21 protein-coding genes and 1 rRNA gene are annotated in these 22,810 nt (G+C 40.1%); 12 read left to right on the top strand and 10 right to left on the bottom strand.

Features of this window, described 5'->3' with window-relative positions; translation table 11 throughout:
• The 8 genes from C6344_RS14490 to dnaA form a co-directional block, all read right to left on the bottom strand.
• Window positions 1–130, bottom strand: a 16S ribosomal RNA gene (locus tag C6344_RS14490); the annotation flags it as partial.
• Window positions 131–495: 365 nt separating this feature from the next.
• On the bottom strand, window positions 496–3,000 hold the full coding sequence (gyrA, locus tag C6344_RS14485; RefSeq protein WP_066031458.1) for a DNA gyrase subunit A: 2,505 nt from the start codon (window positions 2,998–3,000) through the stop codon (window positions 496–498).
• Between the two features lie 232 nt (window positions 3,001–3,232).
• A complete protein-coding gene (gyrB, locus tag C6344_RS14480; protein WP_060597746.1) occupies window positions 3,233–5,149 on the bottom strand; it encodes a DNA topoisomerase (ATP-hydrolyzing) subunit B in 1,917 nt (638 codons plus the stop codon).
• Window positions 5,150–5,206: 57 nt separating this feature from the next.
• Window positions 5,207–5,452 carry an extracellular matrix regulator RemB gene (remB, locus tag C6344_RS14475; RefSeq protein ID WP_008360920.1) on the bottom strand — a complete coding sequence of 82 codons (246 nt, stop codon included), beginning with the start codon at window positions 5,450–5,452 and terminating at the stop codon, window positions 5,207–5,209.
• A gap of 17 nt (window positions 5,453–5,469) precedes the next feature.
• A complete protein-coding gene (gene recF, locus C6344_RS14470) occupies window positions 5,470–6,582 on the bottom strand; it encodes a DNA replication/repair protein RecF (protein ID WP_106073042.1) in 1,113 nt (370 codons plus the stop codon).
• Window positions 6,583–6,598: 16 nt separating this feature from the next.
• On the bottom strand, window positions 6,599–6,814 hold the full coding sequence (gene yaaA, locus C6344_RS14465; protein WP_106073041.1) for a S4 domain-containing protein YaaA: 216 nt from the start codon (window positions 6,812–6,814) through the stop codon (window positions 6,599–6,601).
• A 150-nt stretch (window positions 6,815–6,964) separates the two neighbouring features.
• Window positions 6,965–8,101 carry a DNA polymerase III subunit beta gene (dnaN, locus tag C6344_RS14460; protein WP_034660670.1) on the bottom strand — a complete coding sequence of 379 codons (1,137 nt, stop codon included), beginning with the start codon at window positions 8,099–8,101 and terminating at the stop codon, window positions 6,965–6,967.
• A gap of 196 nt (window positions 8,102–8,297) precedes the next feature.
• Window positions 8,298–9,638, bottom strand: coding sequence for a chromosomal replication initiator protein DnaA (dnaA, locus tag C6344_RS14455; RefSeq protein WP_034660669.1), 1,341 nt, complete (start codon window positions 9,636–9,638; stop codon window positions 8,298–8,300).
• 619 nt (window positions 9,639–10,257) lie between these two features.
• On the opposite strand from dnaA, the gene rpmH reads away from it, so the two are divergent.
• The 11 genes from rpmH to C6344_RS14400 all read left to right on the top strand — a co-directional run bounded on the left by rpmH (window position 10,258) and on the right by C6344_RS14400 (window position 20,580).
• Window positions 10,258–10,392 (top strand): 50S ribosomal protein L34, encoded by a 135-nt coding sequence (gene rpmH / locus C6344_RS14450; RefSeq protein WP_008360908.1) that lies wholly within the window; start codon window positions 10,258–10,260, stop codon window positions 10,390–10,392.
• A 78-nt stretch (window positions 10,393–10,470) separates the two neighbouring features.
• Window positions 10,471–10,830, top strand: a complete 360-nt coding sequence (gene rnpA, locus C6344_RS14445) for a ribonuclease P protein component (RefSeq protein ID WP_034660668.1) — start codon at window positions 10,471–10,473, stop codon at window positions 10,828–10,830.
• A 158-nt stretch (window positions 10,831–10,988) separates the two neighbouring features.
• Window positions 10,989–11,771, top strand: a complete 783-nt coding sequence (gene spoIIIJ / locus C6344_RS14440; RefSeq protein ID WP_095286180.1) for a YidC family membrane integrase SpoIIIJ — start codon at window positions 10,989–10,991, stop codon at window positions 11,769–11,771.
• Window positions 11,768–12,391, top strand: a complete 624-nt coding sequence (jag, locus tag C6344_RS14435; RefSeq protein WP_066031460.1) for an RNA-binding cell elongation regulator Jag/EloR — start codon at window positions 11,768–11,770, stop codon at window positions 12,389–12,391. The genes spoIIIJ and jag overlap by 4 nt, the downstream gene beginning before the upstream one ends.
• A 402-nt stretch (window positions 12,392–12,793) precedes the next feature.
• Window positions 12,794–14,173: a tRNA uridine-5-carboxymethylaminomethyl(34) synthesis GTPase MnmE gene (gene mnmE / locus C6344_RS14430; RefSeq protein WP_060597707.1), complete on the top strand. Its 1,380-nt coding sequence runs from the start codon at window positions 12,794–12,796 to the stop codon at window positions 14,171–14,173.
• Window positions 14,174–14,190: 17 nt separating this feature from the next.
• Window positions 14,191–16,077, top strand: a complete 1,887-nt coding sequence (mnmG, locus tag C6344_RS14425) for a tRNA uridine-5-carboxymethylaminomethyl(34) synthesis enzyme MnmG (RefSeq protein ID WP_066031461.1) — start codon at window positions 14,191–14,193, stop codon at window positions 16,075–16,077.
• 13 nt (window positions 16,078–16,090) lie between these two features.
• Window positions 16,091–16,810, top strand: a complete 720-nt coding sequence (gene rsmG / locus C6344_RS14420; RefSeq protein WP_034660662.1) for a 16S rRNA (guanine(527)-N(7))-methyltransferase RsmG — start codon at window positions 16,091–16,093, stop codon at window positions 16,808–16,810.
• 105 nt (window positions 16,811–16,915) lie between these two features.
• The gene (gene noc, locus C6344_RS14415; RefSeq protein ID WP_034660661.1) at window positions 16,916–17,791 is read left to right on the top strand and encodes a nucleoid occlusion protein; all 876 of its coding nucleotides are present in this window, start codon (window positions 16,916–16,918) and stop codon (window positions 17,789–17,791) included.
• Between the two features lie 118 nt (window positions 17,792–17,909).
• Window positions 17,910–18,734, top strand: coding sequence for an orthopoxovirus pf05708 family protein (locus tag C6344_RS14410; RefSeq protein ID WP_106073040.1), 825 nt, complete (start codon window positions 17,910–17,912; stop codon window positions 18,732–18,734).
• A 237-nt stretch (window positions 18,735–18,971) separates the two neighbouring features.
• Window positions 18,972–19,733, top strand: a complete 762-nt coding sequence (gene soj / locus C6344_RS14405) for a sporulation initiation inhibitor protein Soj (RefSeq protein WP_034620351.1) — start codon at window positions 18,972–18,974, stop codon at window positions 19,731–19,733.
• Window positions 19,726–20,580: a ParB/RepB/Spo0J family partition protein gene (locus tag C6344_RS14400; protein ID WP_060597705.1), complete on the top strand. Its 855-nt coding sequence runs from the start codon at window positions 19,726–19,728 to the stop codon at window positions 20,578–20,580. Before soj ends, C6344_RS14400 begins: the two co-directional genes overlap by 8 nt.
• Window positions 20,581–20,605: 25 nt before the next feature.
• Here the strand turns inward: C6344_RS14400 and yyaC are convergent, their stop codons facing one another.
• Entirely contained in the window at window positions 20,606–21,232 is a 627-nt protein-coding gene (yyaC, locus tag C6344_RS14395) for a spore protease YyaC (RefSeq protein ID WP_106073039.1), read from the bottom strand.
• Between the two features lie 72 nt (window positions 21,233–21,304).
• Between yyaC and C6344_RS14390 the strand changes: the two genes are divergently transcribed.
• Window positions 21,305–22,360, top strand: coding sequence for a YkvI family membrane protein (locus C6344_RS14390; RefSeq protein ID WP_080869565.1), 1,056 nt, complete (start codon window positions 21,305–21,307; stop codon window positions 22,358–22,360).
• Window positions 22,361–22,385: 25 nt separating this feature from the next.
• Here C6344_RS14390 and C6344_RS14385 read toward each other — a convergent pair whose 3' ends face one another.
• On the bottom strand, window positions 22,386–22,796 hold the full coding sequence (locus C6344_RS14385) for a hypothetical protein (protein ID WP_060597704.1): 411 nt from the start codon (window positions 22,794–22,796) through the stop codon (window positions 22,386–22,388).
• Window positions 22,797–22,810: the final 14 nt, after the last annotated feature.

Below are 22,810 nucleotides of genomic sequence, written 5' to 3'. Positions count from 1 at the left end.
AGGTTACCCACGTGTTACTCACCCGTCCGCCGCTAACATCCGGGAGCAAGCTCCCTTCTGTCCGCTCGACTTGCATGTATTAGGCACGCCGCCAGCGTTCGTCCTGAGCCAGGATCAAACTCTCCGAAAAAGTACAAAACCGAAGTTTTGTTTTTCGTCAGCGTTTGACTGACTACCTATGATGTATCATAGGATTTTTTTATAAAAACTCGAATTAACAGGTACGTTTTGTCTTGTTTAGTTTTCAAAGAACTTGTGTGCCACTCTCTTAAAGCGACCACTTAAATATATCATGTATCTCTATCAACAGTCAACATTTTTCTTAAAAAACATTTTGTTTTTTTAAGAAGTTTTTACTGAGAATGAGATAAAAAATAGAGCCTCTTTTTGCTCCTTTGAAAGATTAACACATATCTATGAAAAAAGCATTATAAATTTCAAAAAAAATGATGTTTTTCAAAAAAAAATAAAGCCGGTGAAGAACCGGCTTCATTTTTACTCAGATTGCTCTTGATCTGACTCTATATTTTCTACGTTCTCTTCACTAATCTCTTCATCGTCTTCTTGTGATTGTTCAACTAATGCCACTGTAGCGACATGTTCCTCATCACCGAGGCGGATTAGGCGGACACCTTGAGTGACTCGACCTGTTGTCGAAATGTCAGAAACGGCCATACGAATGATTACACCGCTTCCTGTAATAATCATCAAGTCTTCTTCGGCTTCAGCATTAGTTGCCTTCACTGTGACAAGCGGACCATTGTTATCAGTGATTTTGCACGTTTTAAGACCTTTACCTCCACGACTTTGAACACGGTATTCTTTTTCAGGGGTTAGTTTGCCATATCCTTTTTCAGTTACAATCAATACGTTTGCATCTGGCTCAAGGATTTCCATACCCACGACAATGTCATCTTCGGAAAGTGTGATACCTTTCACTCCAGCTGCCGTACGTCCCATTTCACGAACATCTGTCTCGTCAAAACGGATCAGCATCCCCTTTTTCGTTCCAATGATGATTTGTTTTTCTCCATTGGTTAAACGAACAGCCATCAGTTCATCTTCGTCACGAAGGCTGAGTGCAATAAGACCGTTGTTTCGAATGTTAGCAAACTGAGACAATGTCGTCCGTTTTGATACACCGTGTCTTGTTGTAAAGAAGAGATACGAATTTTCATCAAATTCGCTTACTGGAATAATGGCGTTAATCCATTCTCCCTTTTCTACTTCAAGAAGGTTAATGATCGGAATCCCTTTCGCTGTCCGTCCGAATTCAGGAATCTCATACCCTTTCGCACGATAAACCTTCCCTTTATTAGAGAAGAAAAGAATCGTATCGTGGGTCGATGTTGAAATCAACTGTTCAACGAAATCATCTTCGTTGGTTCCCATTCCTTGGACACCTTTACCGCCTCTTTTTTGACTGCGGTATGTTGATGCAGGGAGACGCTTGATATAACCATTATGCGTCAGCGTAATCACGATGTTCTCAACAGGAATCAAATCTTCGTCTTCAATTGTTTCAATACCCGCTGTCACAATTTCAGTCCGGCGCGTATCATTGAAGCGTTCTTTAATTTCTGTTAATTCTTCTCTAATGATTTCAAGTACTTTCTCATTGTCTGCTAAAATGGCTTTTAATTCAGCAATCAAATCAACAAGTCCTTTATATTCATCTTCTATCTTTTCTCGTTCTAGGCCAGTCAAACGCTGAAGTCGCATATCAAGAATGGCCTGTGCCTGTTTTTCAGACAAGCTATAGTTTTCCATCAAACCATTTCTCGCAATTTCCGCAGTTTGAGAGCCTCTAATTAAAGCAATGACTTCATCTAAGTGATCAAGTGCAATTCTGAGGCCTTCTAAAATGTGTGCTCTTGCTTCTGCTTTACGCAGCTCATACGCCGTTCTTCTGCGAATGATCACTTTTTGATGCTCTAGATAATACTCAAGACATTGTTTGAGGGACAAGACTTTCGGCTGTCCATCAACAAGTGCTAATAAGTTGATACCAAATGACGTTTGAAGTGTCGTTTGTTTATAAAGATTGTTTAATAGAACATGGACGTTTGCGTCTCTTCGCAGTTCAATGACAATACGCATACCATTACGATCTGATTCATCACGCAAATCTGTAATGCCATCAATCTTTTTATCACGCACAAGATCAGCAATTTTTTCAATCAAACGGGCTTTGTTGACTTGGTACGGGATCTCATTGATAACAATGCGCTGTTTTCCGCTAGATGTTTCCTCAATATTCGATTTTGCTCTTAATGTAATAGAGCCGCGCCCTGTTTCATACGCCTTTCGAATACCACTTCGGCCAATGATTTGACCTGCTGTTGGGAAATCTGGCCCTGGGATGATATCCATAAGCTCCTGTGTTGTCATTTCCGGGTTTTGACTGATGGCCAATACCCCATCAATCACTTCACCTAATTGGTGCGGCGGAATATTGGTTGCCATTCCTACGGCAATTCCTGTCGCTCCGTTGACCAATAAGTTTGGGAATCTTGCAGGCATCACCATTGGCTCTCTTTCACTGCCGTCATAGTTATCTTGATAATCAATGGTGTCCTTTGTGATATCACGGAGGATTTCCATAGAAATCTTCGATAGACGCGCCTCGGTATAACGCATCGCCGCTGCTCCGTCTCCATCGACTGAACCAAAGTTTCCATGACCATCAACTAACATATAACGATAGTTGAAGTCTTGCGCCATACGAACCATTGCTTCGTATACAGCGCTGTCACCGTGAGGGTGATACTTACCGATAACTTCCCCAACGATACGTGCAGATTTCTTAAATGGTTTATCACTAGTCATACCTAGGTCATTCATCGCATACAAAATTCTTCGATGCACGGGCTTTAATCCGTCTCGCACATCTGGTAATGCACGCGACACAATCACACTCATTGCATAATCTAAAAAGGACGTACGCATTTCTTGACTAATATTCACTTCGCGTACATTTGGTGTATGTTGTTCACTCACTATAAGAACCTCCCTTTACGTATCACATGAAATAAATTATGTGGGAGTAAAATATGTATTTATCTTCACAAGACTATTCTCCATTATATCAATAATCTCGTCTTTATACACATTTATTTACTAGAAAATCAACGAAAACACGGAAAAACAGGACATTGGTTATACGCCCCTATTTCTTGAAAAACAACCTTATTCCAAACAAGAAATAAGGTTGTTCTCAGTAGGGATCTATCTAAATATCGAGGTTTTTCACGTATTGCGCGTTTTCTTCGATAAAGTTTCTTCTCGGCTCTACTTTATCTCCCATGAGCATTTCAAATGTCTCATCAGCATCGATCGCATCCTCAAGTGTGACTTGAAGAAGTGTTCTCGCATCAGGATCCATTGTTGTTTCCCAAAGCTGAGTAGCATTCATCTCTCCAAGACCTTTATAACGCTGAAGTCCAGGTTTTGGTGTTTGAGGAAGTGATTTTAACAGCTCATCTAGCTGTTTGTCGTTATACACGTACTCAACACGTTTTCCTTGCTGCACTTTATATAAAGGCGGCTGTGCAATATACACATAACCGTTTTCAATAATTTCACGCATGTAGCGATAGAAGAATGTTAAAAGCAGCGTTCGAATGTGCGCTCCATCCACATCGGCATCCGTCATGATCACAACTTTGTGATAGCGAGCTTTCTCTAAAGTGAAGTCTTCTCCGATTCCAGTTCCTAATGCTGTAATCATTGAACGAACCTCGTTGTTCGATAGAATTTTATCTAGTCGCGCTTTTTCAACGTTTAGGATCTTCCCTCTTAACGGTAAGATCGCTTGGAAGTGACGATCACGGCCTTGCTTAGCAGATCCGCCCGCAGAATCTCCCTCTACGATATAGAGTTCAGAGATGGAAGGGTCTTTAGAAGAACAGTCCGCCAGTTTCCCCGGTAAGCTGGAGACTTCCAGTGCACTTTTACGTCTTGTCAGCTCACGTGCCTTTTTGGCAGCCATTCTTGCACGAGCTGCCATCACACCTTTCTCCACAATTTTCTTTGCAGCATCAGGATTCTCTAAGAGGAATTTCTCAAGTGCTTCAGAGAAAAGGGAGTCGGTAATGGTTCTTGCTTCTGAGTTCCCAAGCTTTGTCTTCGTTTGTCCTTCGAATTGAGGATCTGGATGTTTGATGGAGATAATGGCTGTTAAGCCTTCTCGCACATCTTCACCGCTCAAATTCGAGTCTCCATCTTTGAATACGCCATTTTTACGAGCATAATCATTGATAACACGCGTCAAACCTGTTTTAAAGCCTGCTTCGTGCGTTCCGCCTTCATACGTGTTGATATTGTTGGCGAAGGAATAGATGTTGCTTGAATAGGAATCGTTATATTGTAATGCCACTTCAATCGTGATTCCGTCTTTTTCACCTTCGATGTAAACGGGTTCTTCATGAACGACTTCTTTTGAGCGATTTAAATGTTCTACATAGCTCTTAATACCGCCTTCATAGCAGTATTCATTTCGTCGTTCTTTACCTTCACGTAAATCTTCAATAATGATGTTTACACCTTTTGTTAAGAAAGCTAACTCACGTACACGGTTGGCAAGTGTGTCGTAATCAAATTCAATGGTTTCAGTAAAAATTTCTGGATCTGGCACAAAATGAGTGGTTGTCCCTGTAACATCTGTTTCACCAATGATCTCTAAATCTCCAGCTGGAACACCGCGTTTGAATTGTTGATAATGAATTTTCCCGTCACGATATACGGTCACGTCTAAGGTCGTAGATAACGCATTAACAACAGATGCCCCTACGCCATGCAGACCGCCAGATACTTTATAACCGCTGCCGTCAAATTTACCGCCAGCGTGAAGAACAGTCATAATGACCTCTACAGCAGGACGTCCCATTTTCTCATGAATCCCAACCGGAATCCCGCGGCCATTATCTTTCACTGTAATGCTATTATCCTTTTCAATTTGCACCGTAATATCTGTGCAATATCCAGCTAAAGCCTCATCAATACTGTTGTCGACAATTTCCCATACAAGATGGTGAAGTCCTTTTGCACTGGTTGACCCGATGTACATTCCTGGACGTTTTCTAACAGCTTCTAGTCCTTCGAGCACCTGTATCTGATTTTCATCATAACTATTATGTTGCTGTTCCATTGCCACGTACATTCACCTACACTTTTCTTAAACGATATATTTATATGAATTGAGCTTTTAGACTTCAATTTCAATCACAAATGAAGCACGTTTTTTGAGCGTGCTTGAGGAAAGAGGAGAGTAATAAACAGATTCAGTTGTGACGACGATGGATTTGGGTGTTCCTTGTGATAACGAAATGATTTGTTCTTCTTGTTTTTGGAGAAACTCTTCTACAACAGAAGACGATCTCATTTTGTAATCAACAATTGCGACAATCTCTCGTGTAGAAACAACACAATCATCACCTAAATGAATATACAAGACTCACACCTCATTTATCAGTCAATTACTTTTCCACTGGCTACTCTGAAAATTTCCGCTTCTTTCAAGGTGGCGTGATCGATGCCTTCAACACTTGTTGTGGTGATGAAGGTCTGTACACGTCCCTGAATGGTATGGAGCAAATGAGACTGTCTGTAATCATCAAGTTCAGATAAAACATCATCGAGTAGAAGAATGGGATATTCTCCGATTTCTTCATGTATCAGGTCGATTTCTGCCAGCTTTAGTGAAAGAGCTGTTGTTCTTTGCTGCCCTTGAGAGCCATATGTCTGAACATCCCGACCATTCACAAAGAAAAGAAGGTCATCTCTGTGAGGTCCCCACAGTGTCACTCCTCGGTCTATTTCTCTGTCTCTTAGTTTCTGAAACGATTCTTCATAGCTATTCTTTATTTTCGACAAGTCTGACGCTTCTGATACCTCTATCGAAGTCTGGTATTGGAGCGTGAGTGTTTCTAGCTCTCTAGAAATGCCAAAATGCAACGGCTGCGCCCATTTCTCGAGCTGTTTCGTAAAAGTCAGTCGTCTTTTGACAACTTTCGCTGCCGCATCAATCAACTGCTCTGTTAAAACCTCCAGCATCGCTTGATCCGTTTGCTTTCTTGTCTGCAATTGTTTCAAGTAATGATTCCGCTGAGAGAGGATTTTTTGATAGAGCGATAAATCATGCAAGTAGACAGCCGAAACTTGTCCAATCTCCATATCGAGGAATCTTCTGCGGATTTGCGGGCTGCCCTTCACAAGACTTAAGTCCTCTGGTGCAAACATGATGGTGTTTAACGCACCAACATAATGACTGAGCTTCTGTTGTTCAATGTGATTGACCTTGCCCTTTTTCCCTTTTTTTGAGATCACGAGCTGCATTGGGAGTGGACCATTTTTTTTGATGACTCTACCTTCTATTTTAGCATAGTCTTGGTCCCATCGGATAAGTTCTTTATCATTTGACGTACGATGCGACTTTGCCATCGACAATACATAGATCGCTTCCATCAAGTTCGTTTTACCTTGGGCATTCTCACCGATCATGACATTCACCTTGTTGTCGAATTGAAGCTCAGTGTGTTCATAGTTTCGGTATGAAGTTAACGCCAGACTTTGAATGTACATGTATTGTCACCCGTTTCTAATTCACAACTTGAAATGTGCCATAACCTTCTATCTCGACAACATCTCCTGGGTATAGTTTGCGTCCCCGTCTATTATCTGGCTCTTGATTAATGAACACCTTATGTTCACTTAAAAACCATTTCGCCATTCCGCCAGATTGGATGACTTCGGCTAATTTCAAAAACTGCCCTAATGTAATCATTTCTTTCTCAATGGTTATAAGATTAGGCATTATATCGACCTCTTTCAATATCACTAATATCTAATTGTACTAAAAAACAAGACAAGAAGGAAAGGGGGAAAGCGAACTAGGATGAAAGAAAGCATGGTAAACGAGAAGAAAAGCTGCTGTGCACTCACACAGCAGCTAATTTAGATTGGATTAATATGTTCTGACTGGGAGAATCAACTGCAAGATTGAATCATCATTTGGCGTGCGCAACAGGAACGGTCTCATGGCACCAGTGAAGCTTACATGAATTTCTGTTCCCTCTAATACTTTTAACGCATCCAGCATATATTTTGGACTGAAGGAGATTTTGAGGTCCTCCCCTTTAATGTCATCTGCTTGAACCGTTTCGACTACTTTACCGATTTCAGGTGAATTAGAAGAAATCTCAAGGCTTTGTTCAGGATCAGCCGACAGCTTTACGACATTATTGCGTCCTTCTCTTGCCAAAAGTGATGCACGGTCAATGGCTTGAAGGAATTCCTTCGTGTTGACCACGACATCCGTTTTACTTTCCTGCGGGATCAGGCGAGCTGTATCTGGATAATTACCATCCAGCAATCTTGAGAAGAATAACACGTTTTGTGCTTTAAAGAGAACTTGCGTTTCTGTAATCACGATGCTCACAAGATCTTGTCCGTCATCAAGGATTCTACTTAGCTCTGTTAAACTCTTCCCTGGAATTACAACATTGTATGAGCTTTCCTCGTCAATATCCAACTTCGCTTTTCTTAAAGCAAGACGGTGGCTATCCGTCGCCGTGCATATTAATTCACCTTTCTCTACCTTCCAGTTTACACCTGTCAAGATAGGTCGTGTTTCTGAGGTGGACACTGCAAAAACGGTTTGACGAATTAAGTTTTTAAGCAAATCTGTCGGGACTTGAAATGCATGATGCTCTTCAATTTGCGGCAGATGCGGATATTCCTCAGCATCTAAGCCGTTTAAGTTAAATTCCGCTGAACCAGAACGGATGATCGTGAGGTGATTTTGTTCTACTTCAATTTCGACAGTAGCCATTGGCAGTTTCTTCACAATTTCACTAAAGAAGCGGGCCTGAAGCACAATACTCCCTGGACGGTCAATCGTGATTACTTCTAAATCTCCATCTCTTTGAGGAATAAAGGATTCAATTGAGATATCAGAGTCGCTTCCTGTGAGAGAAACCCCCTCATCAGATGCAACAATTTTAATCCCTGTCAAAATAGGTATCGTTGTTCTAGAGGATACGGCCTTTAATACATCTTGGACACTTTCGACAAGACGATCTTTTTGAATCGTGAATTTCATAGTGGTCCTCCTAAATTTTCTTAATGACATGTATATATATTTTATTAATAAAAATCGTAGAAGTAATAGTAGGGCTTGTGAATATGTGGATAAGTCGGTAAAAAGAAAGGAAAGACAGCCTATCCACATGTGGACAGACTGTGTATGACTATGCTCTAGTTATTCACATTTTCCCGTACTTATTATATCAGCTTGGTTATTTTAATTGTTCTTTGATTTCTTTCACATGCTGCTGAAGCTGTTCATCCTCAACCATTAATTTCGAAATCTTCTCATGAGCATGAATGACAGTCGTATGATCACGACCTCCAAATTCTTCTCCTATTTTAGGCAGAGAGGAATCGGTCATTTCTCTAGAGAGATACATGGCAATTTGTCTTGGATAAGCAACTGACTTCGTACGTTTCTTCGCTTTGAAATCCTCTAAGCGAATATTAAATTGCTGCCCTACAATTCTTTGAATATCTTTAATTGTAATGACTCTTGGCTTCGATGAAGGAATGATGTCCTTTAGGGCCTCAGCTGCTAGATCCGCATTGATGTCTTTATTGATTAAAGAAGAGTAAGCAACGACACGAATCAAAGCACCCTCCAGTTCACGAATGTTGCTGTCGATTTGATTGGCAATATAAAGCATGACTTCATTCGGAATGTCTAAGCCTTCTGCTTTTGCCTTTTTTCGCAAAATTGCAATACGTGTTTCTAAATCTGGCGGGGTAATGTCTGTGATTAAGCCCCATTCGAATCGAGAGCGTAATCTGTCTTCAAGTGTCGGAATTTCTTTCGGCGGCCGGTCACTAGAAATGACGATTTGCTTACTTTCTTCGTGAAGTGTGTTGAATGTATGGAAAAACTCTTCTTGTGTTTGTTCTTTTCCTGCTAAAAATTGAATATCATCTATCAAAAGCACATCTACATTCCGATAGCGATTACGGAAATCGACAGCTTTGTTGTCTCGGATTGAGTTGATAAATTCATTTGTAAATTTTTCAGATGATAGATAGACCACTTTGGCTGATGGATTATGGTCGATGACATAATGACCAATCGCATGCATCAAGTGAGTCTTTCCTAAACCAACGCCCCCATAAATAAAGAGCGGGTTATATGCTTTTGCCGGTGCTTCCGCAACTGCAAGTGAAGCGGCATGCGCAAATCGGTTGCCTGAACCAATAACAAAAGTATCAAATGTATATTTTGGATTCAGCATATTTTGTGGAATATCAACGGCCTCTTCTTTAGACATTTTTTTAATTGGAGACTTTGGCATGGCTTCTACTTCATCCTGATTTTGAGGAATAATAAATTTAATGCTGAGCTCTTCACCTGTCAGTTCGTAGATGGTATCAGCAATTAAGTGGAGATATCTTGATTCCAGCCAGTCTCTAGCAAATTCATTAGGTGCAGTAATTGTAAGCGTATCGCCTTGAAGAGAATGGGCTTTTGTCGATTTCATCCATGTCTCAAAACTGGGTTTGCTCAGCTTTGTCTCTATTTTTTGAAGTGCTTTATTCCACAGATCCAAAATATTTTCCATAAGGCTTCTCCCCCCTCCTTTTCTTTATAAAATGACCAATATCAAACTGTTATAGAACACGAAAAAGAGCAAATGGTCATCACCATTCGTGCACATACGTTGTTGAAAACAAATAATATAGTAGAAAAACGTCTTTTCGACAAATTACACAGTCTGTGGATAAATAATTCAACAGCCTGTGTAATATCTTTCCACAGCTTATCCACAATTTGTGGATAACGCAAATAGGTCAGATAAGTAATTAAGAGTTAAAACACAAATATAATATCAAAATAAACAAGATGGTGCAATGGGTGTCACAAACTTATCCACACACTTTACATCCTGTTGAAAAATAATTATCCACATCGGTTATTTGTGTGAAAAAAATGTCGATAATGGATGTGGATAGTCTAAATATGCCGGAAAAATATCCACACCCTTGTTTTGCAGGCCTTTTAGGAGGAAAAAAGAATAAAATGCTGGAAACTGAAAAAGAAGGTTTCTTCGTTTGATAAATTATGTTATGCTTATAAGGTTGATAATAAGAGTTTTATCATTGATATTGACAATCGATGGGTTACACAAATATAATGAGTTAGACTGTCTTAAACAGCTATTCCTCAGGGAGGTGTCATAAATGAAAAGAACGTTTCAACCAAATAACCGTAAGCGTAGTAAAGTTCATGGCTTCCGCAGCCGTATGAGTTCTAAAAACGGACGTCTAGTTTTAAAGCGACGCCGCAGCAAAGGTAGAAAAAAATTATCAGCTTAGGCCACTGAATAATGTCAGTGGTCTTTTTTACATAAAATCGTAAATGAACTGTCAGTTTTTATCGGAGTGGAAGAAAACATGAAGAAGCGAAACAGGCTAAAAAAAAATGAAGAGTTTCAAAAAGTGTTCAGAAAAGGTCAATCAATGGCGAATCGTCAATTCGTTATTTACCAGCTGGATCAACCAAATCAAGATGAACTGCGTTTGGGATTGTCTGTCAGTAAGAAGATTGGTAATGCAGTGATGAGAAATCGAATTAAACGACTGATCCGCCAGGTGTTTTTAGAGGAAGGTCATAAGTTAAAGCAAGAAAAAGACTACATTGTCATTGCAAGAAAACCAGCAAGTGAATTGACCTTTGAAGAAACAAAGAAGTCTCTCCAACATTTATTTAGAAAATCCGCTGTTTATCAACAACAACCTAAAAAGTCTTCGTAATAGAAACTTTCGTTGAATCAATTTTTAAAAGCGCTTCCTTCATCTAGTGAATTAAAATGAAACCACCACTTTGTAATGAAAAAATGTTACCATACTGATTAGGTGAGTCACTTTCGTAATCAATTCCAACTTAAATAAAGTTTGAAGTAATGGGAGGAATCTTGTTGAAAAGGCGATTATTACTAATATTTAGCTTGATTGGCGTGTTGGTTCTATTGGCAGGATGTACACAAATCAATGAACCAATCACATCAGATAGTAAGGGATTCTGGAATTCTTATATTGTTTACCCGCTATCTCAATTAATCACGTACATGGCAAATTTGACTGGTGAAAACTACGGGGTTGCGATCATTATTGTGACACTGTTAATCCGCTTGCTCATTTTACCATTAATGATTAAGCAGTTAAGAAGTACAAAAGCAATGCAAGCATTGCAGCCTGAATTGAAAAAGCTTCGTGAAAAATATAGCTCTAAAGACCAAAAAACTCAGCAGCAGCTTCAGCAGGAAACAATGGCCCTTTTCCAAAAAAATGGCGTCAATCCATTAGCTGGATGTTTCCCGATTTTAATTCAGATGCCAATCCTAATTGGTTTTTATCATGCGATTATGAGAACAGCAGAAATTAAAAAGCATACATTCTTATGGTTTGACTTAGGCAGTCCAGATCCATTGTTCCTATTACCGATCATTGCGGGGGTAGCTACTTTCATTCAGCAAAAACTGATGATGGCTGGAAATCCTTCGGACAACCCTCAAATGGCTATCATGCTATGGGTTATGCCGATTATGATCATTGTATTTGCCATTAGTTTCCCAGCAGCACTTTCATTGTACTGGGTTGTAGGTAACATTTTCATGATCATCCAAACATTAGTGATTAAAACTCCTCAAGTAAAATTGGATACAAAAGAAAAAGCTGGCGGGAATAAAAAATGAAGGAAATAACTGCTGTCGGTCGCACAATCGAAGAAGCAGTAGATTCCGGACTTAAACAAATTCAGCTTCTAAAAGAAGAAGTAGATATCACAATAGTTGATGAAGGAAATAAAGGTTTCTTAGGATTATTTGGCAAAAGACAAGCTGTAGTCAAGTTGATAGAAAAGAGAAATGCTCTTAAATTAGCTACACAGTATTTAGATAATATTGTTAAATCAATTGATCCTAAAGCGAAGATTGTTTCCAAAAAGGAACCGAAAAAGATTTCTTTCCACATTGATGGAGATAAAACGTCATTAATGATTGGAAAAAGAGGACAAACTTTGTACTCTTTAGAAACATTGGTACAGTTAGTGTTTAATCGCTATTCTGATCAGTATCATCATATTACCATTGATATTGGAGATTATAGGAAGAAGCGACAAGAAGCACTTGAACAATATGCCATCAAGACAGCAAACAGAGTTTTAAAAACGAAGAGAAAGGTTCATTTAGAACCAATGCCTTCTAATGAACGAAAAGTAATTCATGATACGATCGCCGCATTTTCTAAAGAACTTGCAACGGCATCGGAAGATACAGGCAGCAAGCGTCATGTTGTGGTGCTGTATAAAAAATAACAGAAAGGCTAGAATTCAGCAAAGCTGGATTTTAGTCTTTTTTTATTGAAAAATTGTCTTTCTATAGAAGATTCATCCTTTATTTCTAAAAAATTAGTGTGTGATATGAGTGGAAAACGCCATTTTTACAAGTAAGCAAAGGGATCAGGGCGTTTAAATTTATTGGATTTCGGTGTAAGATGTGAAGGTAAGTTTAGAACGTCGTTATTCACATGTGGATAAGTTAAGTGTTAAAATAGATAGGATGCAAAGCTGTGGATAATTAGATATGGGATACTTTCACTTCGCTTTCATTTATGGTATCTTTAAATTTTGGATTAAGCGTTTTTAATATAGAGATGGACAACGTCCATTTAATAGATAAAAGACTGTCTATTAAGTAGAGAAAGAGGTGATTGAGTGATGGATACAATTGCAGCCATTTCTACACCGATGGGTGAAGGAGCAATTGCGATTATTCGTTTAAGTGGGCCTGATGCGGTACAGATCGCTGATCGGATGTATAAAGGGCCTAAGGAGAAAAAACTTGTATCAGTGGATTCCCATACAATTCATTATGGTCATATTGTGGATTCAAGTACTGATCAAGTAATAGAAGAGGTCATGGTGTCAGTACTTCGAGCGCCAAAAACATTTACGAGAGAAGACGTTATTGAGATTAACTGCCATGGCGGAATTGTAACGGTCAATAAAGTATTGCAGCTTGCTTTAAGAGAAGGAGCAAGATTAGCGGAGCCAGGTGAGTTCACAAAACGTGCTTTCTTAAATGGAAGAATAGATCTTTCGCAAGCAGAGGCTGTCATGGACTTGATTCGGGCAAAGACTGATCGTGCGATGAACGTAGCAATCACTCAAATGGAGGGACGTCTCTCCGGTTTGGTTCAGCGACTGCGCGGCGAGATCCTAGAAACACTGGCGCATATTGAAGTCAATATTGACTACCCTGAGTATGACGATGTTGAAGAAATGACACATCGCGTCTTAGTGGAAAAAGCGACATCGGTCAAAAAAGAAATTGAGTCGCTGCTCTCGACTTCTCAGCAAGGGAAAATCCTTCGAGAGGGCTTATCCACTGTGATTATAGGAAGGCCGAATGTTGGAAAGTCTTCCTTGCTGAATAGCCTTGTACAGGAAACAAAGGCGATTGTCACAGATATTCCTGGAACTACCAGAGATGTCATTGAGGAATATGTGAATGTAAGAGGTGTACCTCTTCGTCTAGTCGATACTGCGGGTATACGTGAGACTGAGGACATTGTTGAGCGTATAGGGGTTGAACGATCTAGACAGGTCTTAAAAGAAGCTGACCTGATTTTACTTGTGCTCAATTATAGCGAAGAATTATCAGAAGAAGATATGAAGCTTTTTGAGGCTGTCTCAGGTATGGATATCATCGTGATTGTGAATAAGACAGACCTTGAGCCTAAGCTTGATGTAGAAAAGGTCAAGCAGTTAGCGAAGGATCGTCCGGTCGTCACCACATCATTATTACAAGAAAAGGGCATTGATGAGCTTGAAATGGCGATTCAATCACTGTTCTTCACTGGATCAATTGAAAGTGGAGATTTAACGTATGTAAGTAATACAAGGCATATTGCCCTCCTTCAGGCAGCAAAACAATCAATTGAGGATGCTCTTGAAGGCATTGAAATGGACGTACCGATCGACATTGTTCAAATAGATTTAACACGCTGCTGGGAACAGCTCGGTGAAATTATAGGAGATGCTGTTCATGAAAGCTTGATTGATCAGCTATTCTCTCAATTCTGTTTAGGAAAGTAAAGGGAGGAACATAAGAAATGGGTTATGAAGCTGGCAATTATGACGTAATCGTCGTGGGTGCCGGTCATGCTGGGGTTGAGGCTGCTCTTGCTTCTGCAAGACAGGGCGCTAAAACACTTGTATTGACTATCAACCTCGATATGGTTGCTTTTATGCCATGTAATCCGTCCGTAGGCGGTCCTGCAAAAGGGATTGTCGTTAGAGAAATTGATGCACTGGGCGGAGAAATGGCACGAAATATAGATAAGACGCATATTCAAATGCGCATGCTGAATACGGGGAAAGGACCTGCTGTCCGTGCGTTAAGAGCGCAAGCAGATAAGTTCCAATATCAGCATGAAATGAAAAAAACCATGGAAAATGAACCGAACCTGACAATGCTTCAAGGTATGGTGGATCATTTAATTGTAGAAGATGATGAATGTAAAGGTGTCGTTACCCAAACAGGAGCAAACTATCGTGCGAAGTCTGTTGTATTAACGACTGGGACTTTCTTAAAAGGCCGCATTATTTTAGGGGATCTATCGTATTCAAGTGGTCCTAATAACCAGCAGCCATCAATCAAATTATCGGATCACCTAGCAGAGTTAGGATTCGATTTGGTTCGCTTTAAAACAGGAACACCTCCTCGAGTGAATAGTCACTCGATTGACTATAGTAAAACAGAAATTCAACCAGGTGATGATGTTCCGCGGGCGTTCTCCTATGAAACGGTTGAATATATTACAGACCAACTGCCATGCTGGTTAACATATACGAGTTTAGAAACACATCAAATTATTGATGAGAATCTTCACCGTTCTCCAATGTATTCAGGTATGATTAAAGGAACTGGTCCTAGATACTGCCCTTCCATTGAAGATAAAGTGGTTCGTTTCAATGACAAACCGAGACATCAAATTTTCTTAGAGCCAGAAGGTCGTAATACGCAGGAAGTGTATGTTCAAGGATTGTCTACAAGTCTTCCAGAGGATGTACAGCAGCGCATGCTTTCCACCATCCCAGGGCTCGAAAATGTACAAATGATGAGAGCGGGTTATGCCATTGAGTATGATGCAATTGTGCCTACTCAGTTGTGGCCTACACTTGAGACGAAGAAAATTTCTGGATTATATACAGCGGGCCAAATTAATGGTACATCTGGCTATGAGGAAGCAGCAGGTCAAGGAATTATGGCAGGTATTAATGCAGGAAGAAAAGCATTGGGTAAAGAAGAAGTCATTTTAAGCCGATCTGATGCATATATCGGTGTTCTCATTGATGACCTTGTCACAAAGGGAACAAATGAACCTTACCGTCTTTTGACATCCCGTGCAGAGTATCGTTTGCTTCTTCGTCATGACAATGCGGATTTAAGATTAACTGAACTTGGCTATCATATTGGATTAATTTCTCAAGAAAGATTCCAGACATTCCAGCAGAAAAAAGAAGCCATTGAAGCAGAGAAAAAACGTTTATATTCTGTCATCATCAAACCTACAGCAGAGACACAAGAATTTATTCGTTCACTTGGTGGAAGTGAGCTGAAGGACGGTATTCGTGCAAGTGATTTGATGAAGCGTCCAGAAATGAACTATGAATCTGTTGTGACGTTAGCTCCTGCTGAAACACCACTTCCTTCTGATGTGTGTGAGCAGGTAGAGATTCAAATTAAATACGAAGGATATATTGAAAAGTCACTCCAACAAGTTGAAAAGCTGAAAAAGATGGAGAACAAAAAGATTCCTGATCGTATTGATTATGATGCCATCAAAGGGATTGCAACTGAAGCGAAACAAAAGCTGAAAGAAGTCCGACCGCTTTCTGTTGCACAGGCTTCTCGTATTTCAGGCGTTAACCCTGCTGATATTTCTATCCTTTTAGTATATTTAGAGCAGGGACGTATTGCGAAGATAGCAGAATAGAAAGGATGTCGGCATGAACATTGAACAATTTACAGCAGCACTAGAGGAGAAAGGAATGACTCTTTCTCCTGTGCAGCTTGAACAATTTGAAACTTACTTCCGCATGCTTGTAGAATGGAACGAGAAAATGAATTTAACGTCCATTACTGAAAAGGAAGAAGTGTATTTAAAGCATTTTTATGATTCAATTTCAGCAGCATTTTTTATTGATTTTCACAAAGTGACGACGATTTGCGATATTGGAGCTGGTGCTGGTTTCCCAAGCATTCCTCTTAAAATTTGCTTCCCTCATCTACATGTAACCATTGTTGATTCTCTTCAGAAACGAATTACGTTTCTCAATGAGTTAGCAAAAGGGTTAAACTTACAAGATACTACTTTTTATCATGATCGTGCGGAGACGTTTGGACAACGTAAGGAAAAGCGTGAAAGCTATGATCTTGTCACTGCTAGAGCGGTTGCGCGTTTATCCGTCTTGAGCGAACTATGTCTGCCCCTTGTAAAAAAGGAAGGATTGTTTGTTGCATTAAAAGCATCTGCCGCTGATGAAGAAATGCAAGCAGGGAAAAAAGCTGTTACTGTCCTCGGAGGAGAGGTTGTTGAAAAGCATTCCTTTGTTCTTCCTTTAGAAGAAAGCGAACGGAACATCATTGTCATTGAAAAGAAAAAGCAAACACCAAAAAAATATCCTAGAAAACCAGGAACACCTAATAAATCACCAATAGAAGGTTGATCATGTAAAAGGTCGGTTTTTCTTCAATATTTAAGATTTTACAGAAGGAAAAAACATGAGAAAATAGAATTATAAAAAGGTAGTTTTTAAAGGTGGTGTAGGTTCATGAAGCATTCACTCTCACGCTTCTTCGGGCTTGGTGACAAAGAACATCCTGAGCGTGAAACCGAAATAGAGGCAGAGATTGCTGAGCATGATACATTAAAGGAAGAGATACAGGAGCTCCCGGTCGACACAATTATGCCAAACCGTTTTCAGCCACGCACCATTTTTTCAGAAGAAAAGATACATGAGCTGGCCACGACGATTCATACCCATGGCATTATCCAACCTATTGTTGTCAGACCAACAGAAGAAGAAGGTAAATATGAACTGATCGCCGGCGAAAGACGTTGGAGAGCGGTACAGACTCTTCAATGGGAGAAAATCCCCGCTATTATAAAAGACTTTACTGATACGGAAACGGCATCTGTGGCATTGATTGAAAATTTGCAAAGGGAAGAGCTGTCTGCTATTGAAGAGGCTCATGCTTATGCACGTCTTTTAGAGCTTCATGATTTAACACAGGAGGCGCTTGCTCAGCGTTTAGGCAAGGGACAATCAACTGTTGCAAACAAATTAAGACTTTTAAAGTTGCCTGAAGAGGTACAACAGGCCATTTTAGAGAAAAAAATCTCTGAAAGGCATGCACGTTCACTTGTACCCCTAAAGCTTCCAGAATTACAAATCGCGCTATTGCAGGAAATCATCGAAAAGCAGCTGAATGTAAAACAGACTGAAGAGCGTGTAGTGAAAATGCTTGAACAAAAAACAGATCGCAAACCGAAGCCAAAACGTAAGGCGTTTAGTCGTGATACACGAATTGCGATGAATACCATTCGTCAGTCTCTCCATATGGTAGAAGACAGCGGGCTTAAAATAAATACCGAGGAAGAAGAGTTTGAGGAATATATCCAATTAACGATTCGGATTCCTAAATAGAAAAAAGCTGATGAGAGCCACTCGTCAGCTTTTTTTATTGGTTCCACATTATATTTACTTATTATTGATAAATTGGTAAAATGTGATTTTCATAGAAGAAAGGAGGTGACATGACTCGATGAAAATGAAAAAGACGAAATTTGTTATTATTTGTTATTTACTATTTTCTTTTTCTCTTTTTACAAATGAAACAACCATATTTGCTGTGAATTCGCCAACGGCTCCTGCAGAAGAAAGCCCGCTGGCCAAAAAAGAACTGAACGTTCTGAAGAAACAAGGTGTTGTTTCTAAGGAGGTCACTTTACAGCAATTAAATCATGAGCATGAGTCTAAGGACGACACAATTGACTTGATTTCAGCTGAGGATGATTTGAAGGATTATGGCTTACAACAAAACAAGCAGGATGAGTTGGTAACGGATGAAAAGCCGCACACCATCAAGCACCTTTTAGGAAAGCCGTATCCTGGTACCGATATTATGCCTAAAAAAGGAGATATATTGGTGACAAGTACTGATGCTTTGAAGGGTATCGTTGGACATGCAGGTATCGTCATTAATGAGAAAAGCTTTGCTTCTATTCCAGGGTTTCGACAGCATCCTCAGCTTGATTCCATTCTTAACTGGTTTCGCTATAATGCCAATACAAAGGTAATTCGGATTAATCAAGAGGAAACAGCAGACCTGGCAGGGGAATGGGCGCACGATTATGTGAAAACTCATCCAAAGGCTCGATACTCCATCACCCTGTCAATTCAATCACTGGACCCGACTTATTGTTCAAAGATTGTGTGGCAGGCCTATGCCAAAACAGGTGACGCTTTGGGACATGCGACATATACCATTAAAACCCCCTACGGATTCTTAAAAAAGAGAAGCTATCATACAGTGACTCCTAAAGTCATTGTGAACGAAGGCCGTAAAATTGGTGGATTACATTTTTGACATGTGCCCCTCACTTTTGATGAAAGTGAGGGTTTTTTATGCTTGTCTTTTCCACCAAAAAGATATATCGATATATTTTTTAATCCGTTTTGGTTCGTCCTTTCATGTACGAAAATAGACATTTGCTGACGAATATATAATGGAGAAACAAAAAAAGCAAACGTTTCATACTTTTTTTGATAGAATAGGAAGTATGAATAAAATGAGAAACTTGTTAAGTTGAAAGTGGGTGACATCGTGGGGAAAATCATAGCGATTACCAACCAGAAGGGCGGCGTCGGGAAGACGACAACTTCTGTTAATTTGAGTGCGTGTTTAGCATACATAGGTAAACGAGTGTTGTTAGTTGATATTGATCCGCAGGGCAATGCCACGAGTGGTATTGGGATTGAGAAGGCCGACGTAGAGAAGTGTGTGTATGATATTTTAGTTGATGATGCAGATGTCCTTGATGTGATTAAGACGACAGAGGTCGAAAATCTTGATGTCATTCCTGCGACGATACAGCTTGCAGGGGCTGAAATAGAGCTTGTGCCTACGATTTCACGTGAAGTGAGATTGAAGAGAGCACTTGAATCTGTTAAGCAAAATTATGATTATATGATTATTGACTGCCCGCCATCACTCGGATTACTGACGATTAATGCGTTAACAGCATCCGATTCCGTTTTAATCCCGGTACAGTGTGAATATTATGCGCTTGAAGGATTGAGCCAATTGTTAAACACAGTTCGTCTCGTGCAGAAACATTTAAATACTGATCTTGCCATTGAAGGTGTCTTGCTGACAATGCTTGATGCACGAACAAATCTTGGGATTCAGGTCATCGAAGAAGTGAAGAAATACTTTAGAGATAAAGTCTATCAGACCGTGATTCCGCGAAATGTGAGACTGAGTGAAGCGCCTAGTCATGGGAAGCCGATTATCTTGTATGATCCACGTTCAAGAGGTGCAGATGTCTATTTAGACTTAGCAAAGGAAGTGGATGCGAATGGCTAAAGGTCTTGGAAAGGGTATTAATGCACTATTTAACCATGTAGACTCAAATGAAGAAACGGTCGAAGAAATCAAATTAAAGGATTTGCGTCCGAACCCTTATCAGCCAAGGAAAACGTTTGATGATGATGCATTGTCTGATCTGAAAGAATCAATTCAGCAGCACGGTGTTTTACAGCCGATCATTGTCCGTAAATCGATTAAAGGATATGACATTGTAGCAGGAGAGCGCCGTTTTCGTGCAGCGCAACAAGCTGGTCTGACAACAATTCCTGCGATCGTTAGAGAATTCTCAGAAACGCTGATGAGAGAGATTGCCCTTTTAGAAAACCTGCAGCGCGAGGATTTATCTCCATTAGAAGAAGCGGAAGCCTATGCTTCCTTACTAGATCATCTAAGTGTGACGCAAGAGGAATTAGCGAAGCGATTAGGGAAGAGCAGACCGCATATTGCGAACCATCTCCGTCTTTTGACTTTACCGGATGAAGTACAAAAGCTGATTGCAGATGGAACATTATCGATGGGACATGGAAGAACATTGCTTAGCTTGAAAAACAAAAATAAGCTAGCGCCATTGGTAAAGAAAATCGTGGATGAGGGGTTAAACGTACGCCAGGTTGAGAAACTTGTTCAGCAGTTAAACGAAAATGTTCCACGTGAAACAAAGAAAAAAGAAGCACCAAAGGATCGAGTGTTGAAAGAAAGAGAGTCTTTCTTACAAAACTACTTTGGCACTTCAGTGACGATCAAGAAACAGAAGAAAAAAGGAAAAATTGAGATTGAATTTCTCTCCAACGAAGATTTAGAAAGAATCCTCGAATTGCTTTCTACGAGAGAATCATCAGAGTGACCATCTTGATACGAGATGGTCTTTTTTATATTCTCCCAGTGATATTTTGAATAGGAGCGAAAAGGGACCGGTTTTTTTCTCTTGTCCAATCCATTTGATCAATGTGAGATAGACTTTCAGAAAGTGTATTGGCCATAGACATGACAAGATGAAGACGTGTGTTTTGGAGAACGAAGTATTCCATAAAACCGCTCACATTGACGATTCCATTAATATGAATATCTCCTACCTCTGGCAGCTCCTTTTGTACACCCGCCCCAGGCTTTAACGGGCCATCTCCAATTTGGAAGGAGCCTACACTTTTCACTCTTCCTAAACAGGCATCAATCGCTACAATAAACGGATGTTTATGAGCTTGTTCAATTTCAGCGAGCTTTTCTTTTAAATTGACCGCATGAACTGGGTCAGAGAGCGTTCCATATACATGAAGCTTTTTCAAATCAAGACCTGAAAGTTTTGTACCAACAAGTGGACCTAGAGAGTCGCCTGTTGAGCGGTCTGTTCCAATACAAACGATGGCAATGGGTCTTTTTCCTGCTTTCTGAAGATGCGAGAATAAAATACTTTTAAGCTGTTGAATGGCGTTTGTATCCGTATGGGACACGTATTCTTTCACCCTATTTCTAAAAAAAAGACCGTTCTTGCTATTCATAGGTCTCACTTCCTTGTCATAGTAGTTAGTAACAGTATACGGAAACAAGCTTAATTCTATACCTATGAGGTGATGATTGTGTGGAAGGCTGGTTCAAGGTGGACGCTTTTAATTTTAGGAAGCTTAATAGGAGCGGGGTATGCTTCCGGCCAAGAAATTTGGCAGTTTTTTGGCATTGATAGCGGACTAGCCATTCTACTGTTTACATTGATGTTTATGCTGTCTACCTATGTGGTGTTGAAAATCAGTTATGAGGTACGTGCCGATCACTTTGTGCCAGTGCTAGAGCGGCTTGTCGGTCCATGGCTGGCTAAAGTGTATGACGTTTTAATTGTCCTTTATTTATTCACGACAACGACAGTCATGATTGCCGGTGGCGGGGTGACACTCGAGATGTATCATGTGCCATTTTGGATTGGCATCGGTGCATTTTGTCTGTTTTCATTTATGATTTTTTTCTGGGATGTGAAAGGGCTCTTATCTGTGAATGCTTTCATTATACCAATTTTGGTGGCGGGGCTCATCTATGCGTTTGTTTTTTATTATATGAACCATGATCATATGTGGCGGATTGATTTTGGGCAGCAGTACAATTGGCCTGCCAGCATTGTCTTTGCTTCTTTGAATATATTATCTGTTGTCGCAGTATTGTCTTCGGTTGGGAAAGAAATGAAGGGGCTTGGAGAGGCCAAAGTGGCGAGTATATTAAGCGGCCTGATTTTTGGGGTCATCTCGTACGTGTATAACGAAATACTGGTTGATATTTCTGGGAGCCTATCAGCAGAAGGCATTCCTTTGTTTACAGTATTAGAAGGAGCGCCGACATCATTGTTTGTGTTTATGACCGTTGTCCTTTGTCTAGCTATTTATACGACGACAGCGGCAGGTTTATTTGGTTTATCCAGCCGGATGCTCTCTTTTGTACCATTGCCTCGCTGGCTGGTTGTGCTGGTGATGCTTCTTTTGATGGCGCCTTTAACATCTCTTGGGTTTGCCGATTTGATTGCTTTCTTGTATCCGATATATAGTTTGCTGAATCTTTATTTGCTTGTCTGTTTAATGCTATATCCGATTTTAAGTAAAAAGATATTTTCCCGCTCTAAAAATTATATTGATAAAATAAAATAAGCACCTCTCTTTGTCAGAGCTGTGCTTATTTTATACGAATAGAATCAATGGCGTCTTTGATATCATCATAGACTGGCATTTGCTTAAGACGCTGAAGGCGTTCCTCTAATTCTGAAATGGCTTGTCCTTTTAAATGCTGAGAGATGTGTTGTTTGACAATGGTCGTCTGGTTGATCATATCTTCGGTTTTAGACAATTGATACTCCAAGTGCACGCGAGTGTTTGCTAATTCGTCATGGAGGCGCATTTTGAGCAGCCGTTTTAGATCCTTTCGCTGTCCTTCTCTGCGTATGGCCTGAATTGCGGCCATTTCTTCTGGGGACTGCGTTTGTGTTTGCGGTGCCGATTGATTTTCAAATACAGACATGGATCGGCGGGCACTCACATTTTGCAAGAAACGCTGAGCGTCACTAGGAGGTTTATTTTGATTGATCATGCGATGACTCCTTT

The sequence above is a fragment of the Bacillus sp. GBSW19 genome (genome assembly GCF_002998655.1).
GTDB lineage: Bacteria > Bacillota > Bacilli > Bacillales > Bacillaceae > Bacillus.
Note: the sequence above shows the minus strand (reverse complement) of the source record. Positions and strands in the feature narration are given on the sequence as shown.

What these genes read in the sequence shown, in the direction of transcription:
- gyrB (WP_060597746.1), bottom strand. Translation starts at nt 5,149, where the DNA reads ATGGAACAGCAACATAATAGTTATGATGAAAATCAGATACAGGTGCTC.
- recF (WP_106073042.1), bottom strand. Translation starts at nt 6,582, where the DNA reads ATGTACATTCAAAGTCTGGCGTTAACTTCATACCGAAACTATGAACAC.
- yaaA (WP_106073041.1), bottom strand. Translation starts at nt 6,814, where the DNA reads ATGCCTAATCTTATAACCATTGAGAAAGAAATGATTACATTAGGGCAG.
- dnaN (WP_034660670.1), bottom strand. Translation starts at nt 8,101, where the DNA reads ATGAAATTCACGATTCAAAAAGATCGTCTTGTCGAAAGTGTCCAAGAT.
- dnaA (WP_034660669.1), bottom strand. Translation starts at nt 9,638, where the DNA reads ATGGAAAATATTTTGGATCTGTGGAATAAAGCACTTCAAAAAATAGAG.
- rpmH (WP_008360908.1), top strand. Translation starts at nt 10,258, where the DNA reads ATGAAAAGAACGTTTCAACCAAATAACCGTAAGCGTAGTAAAGTTCAT.
- rnpA (WP_034660668.1), top strand. Translation starts at nt 10,471, where the DNA reads ATGAAGAAGCGAAACAGGCTAAAAAAAAATGAAGAGTTTCAAAAAGTG.
- jag (WP_066031460.1), top strand. Translation starts at nt 11,768, where the DNA reads ATGAAGGAAATAACTGCTGTCGGTCGCACAATCGAAGAAGCAGTAGAT.
- mnmE (WP_060597707.1), top strand. Translation starts at nt 12,794, where the DNA reads ATGGATACAATTGCAGCCATTTCTACACCGATGGGTGAAGGAGCAATT.
- mnmG (WP_066031461.1), top strand. Translation starts at nt 14,191, where the DNA reads ATGGGTTATGAAGCTGGCAATTATGACGTAATCGTCGTGGGTGCCGGT.
- rsmG (WP_034660662.1), top strand. Translation starts at nt 16,091, where the DNA reads ATGAACATTGAACAATTTACAGCAGCACTAGAGGAGAAAGGAATGACT.
- noc (WP_034660661.1), top strand. Translation starts at nt 16,916, where the DNA reads ATGAAGCATTCACTCTCACGCTTCTTCGGGCTTGGTGACAAAGAACAT.
- C6344_RS14410 (WP_106073040.1), top strand. Translation starts at nt 17,910, where the DNA reads ATGAAAATGAAAAAGACGAAATTTGTTATTATTTGTTATTTACTATTT.
- C6344_RS14400 (WP_060597705.1), top strand. Translation starts at nt 19,726, where the DNA reads ATGGCTAAAGGTCTTGGAAAGGGTATTAATGCACTATTTAACCATGTA.
- yyaC (WP_106073039.1), bottom strand. Translation starts at nt 21,232, where the DNA reads ATGAATAGCAAGAACGGTCTTTTTTTTAGAAATAGGGTGAAAGAATAC.
- C6344_RS14390 (WP_080869565.1), top strand. Translation starts at nt 21,305, where the DNA reads ATGATTGTGTGGAAGGCTGGTTCAAGGTGGACGCTTTTAATTTTAGGA.
- C6344_RS14385 (WP_060597704.1), bottom strand. Translation starts at nt 22,796, where the DNA reads ATGATCAATCAAAATAAACCTCCTAGTGACGCTCAGCGTTTCTTGCAA.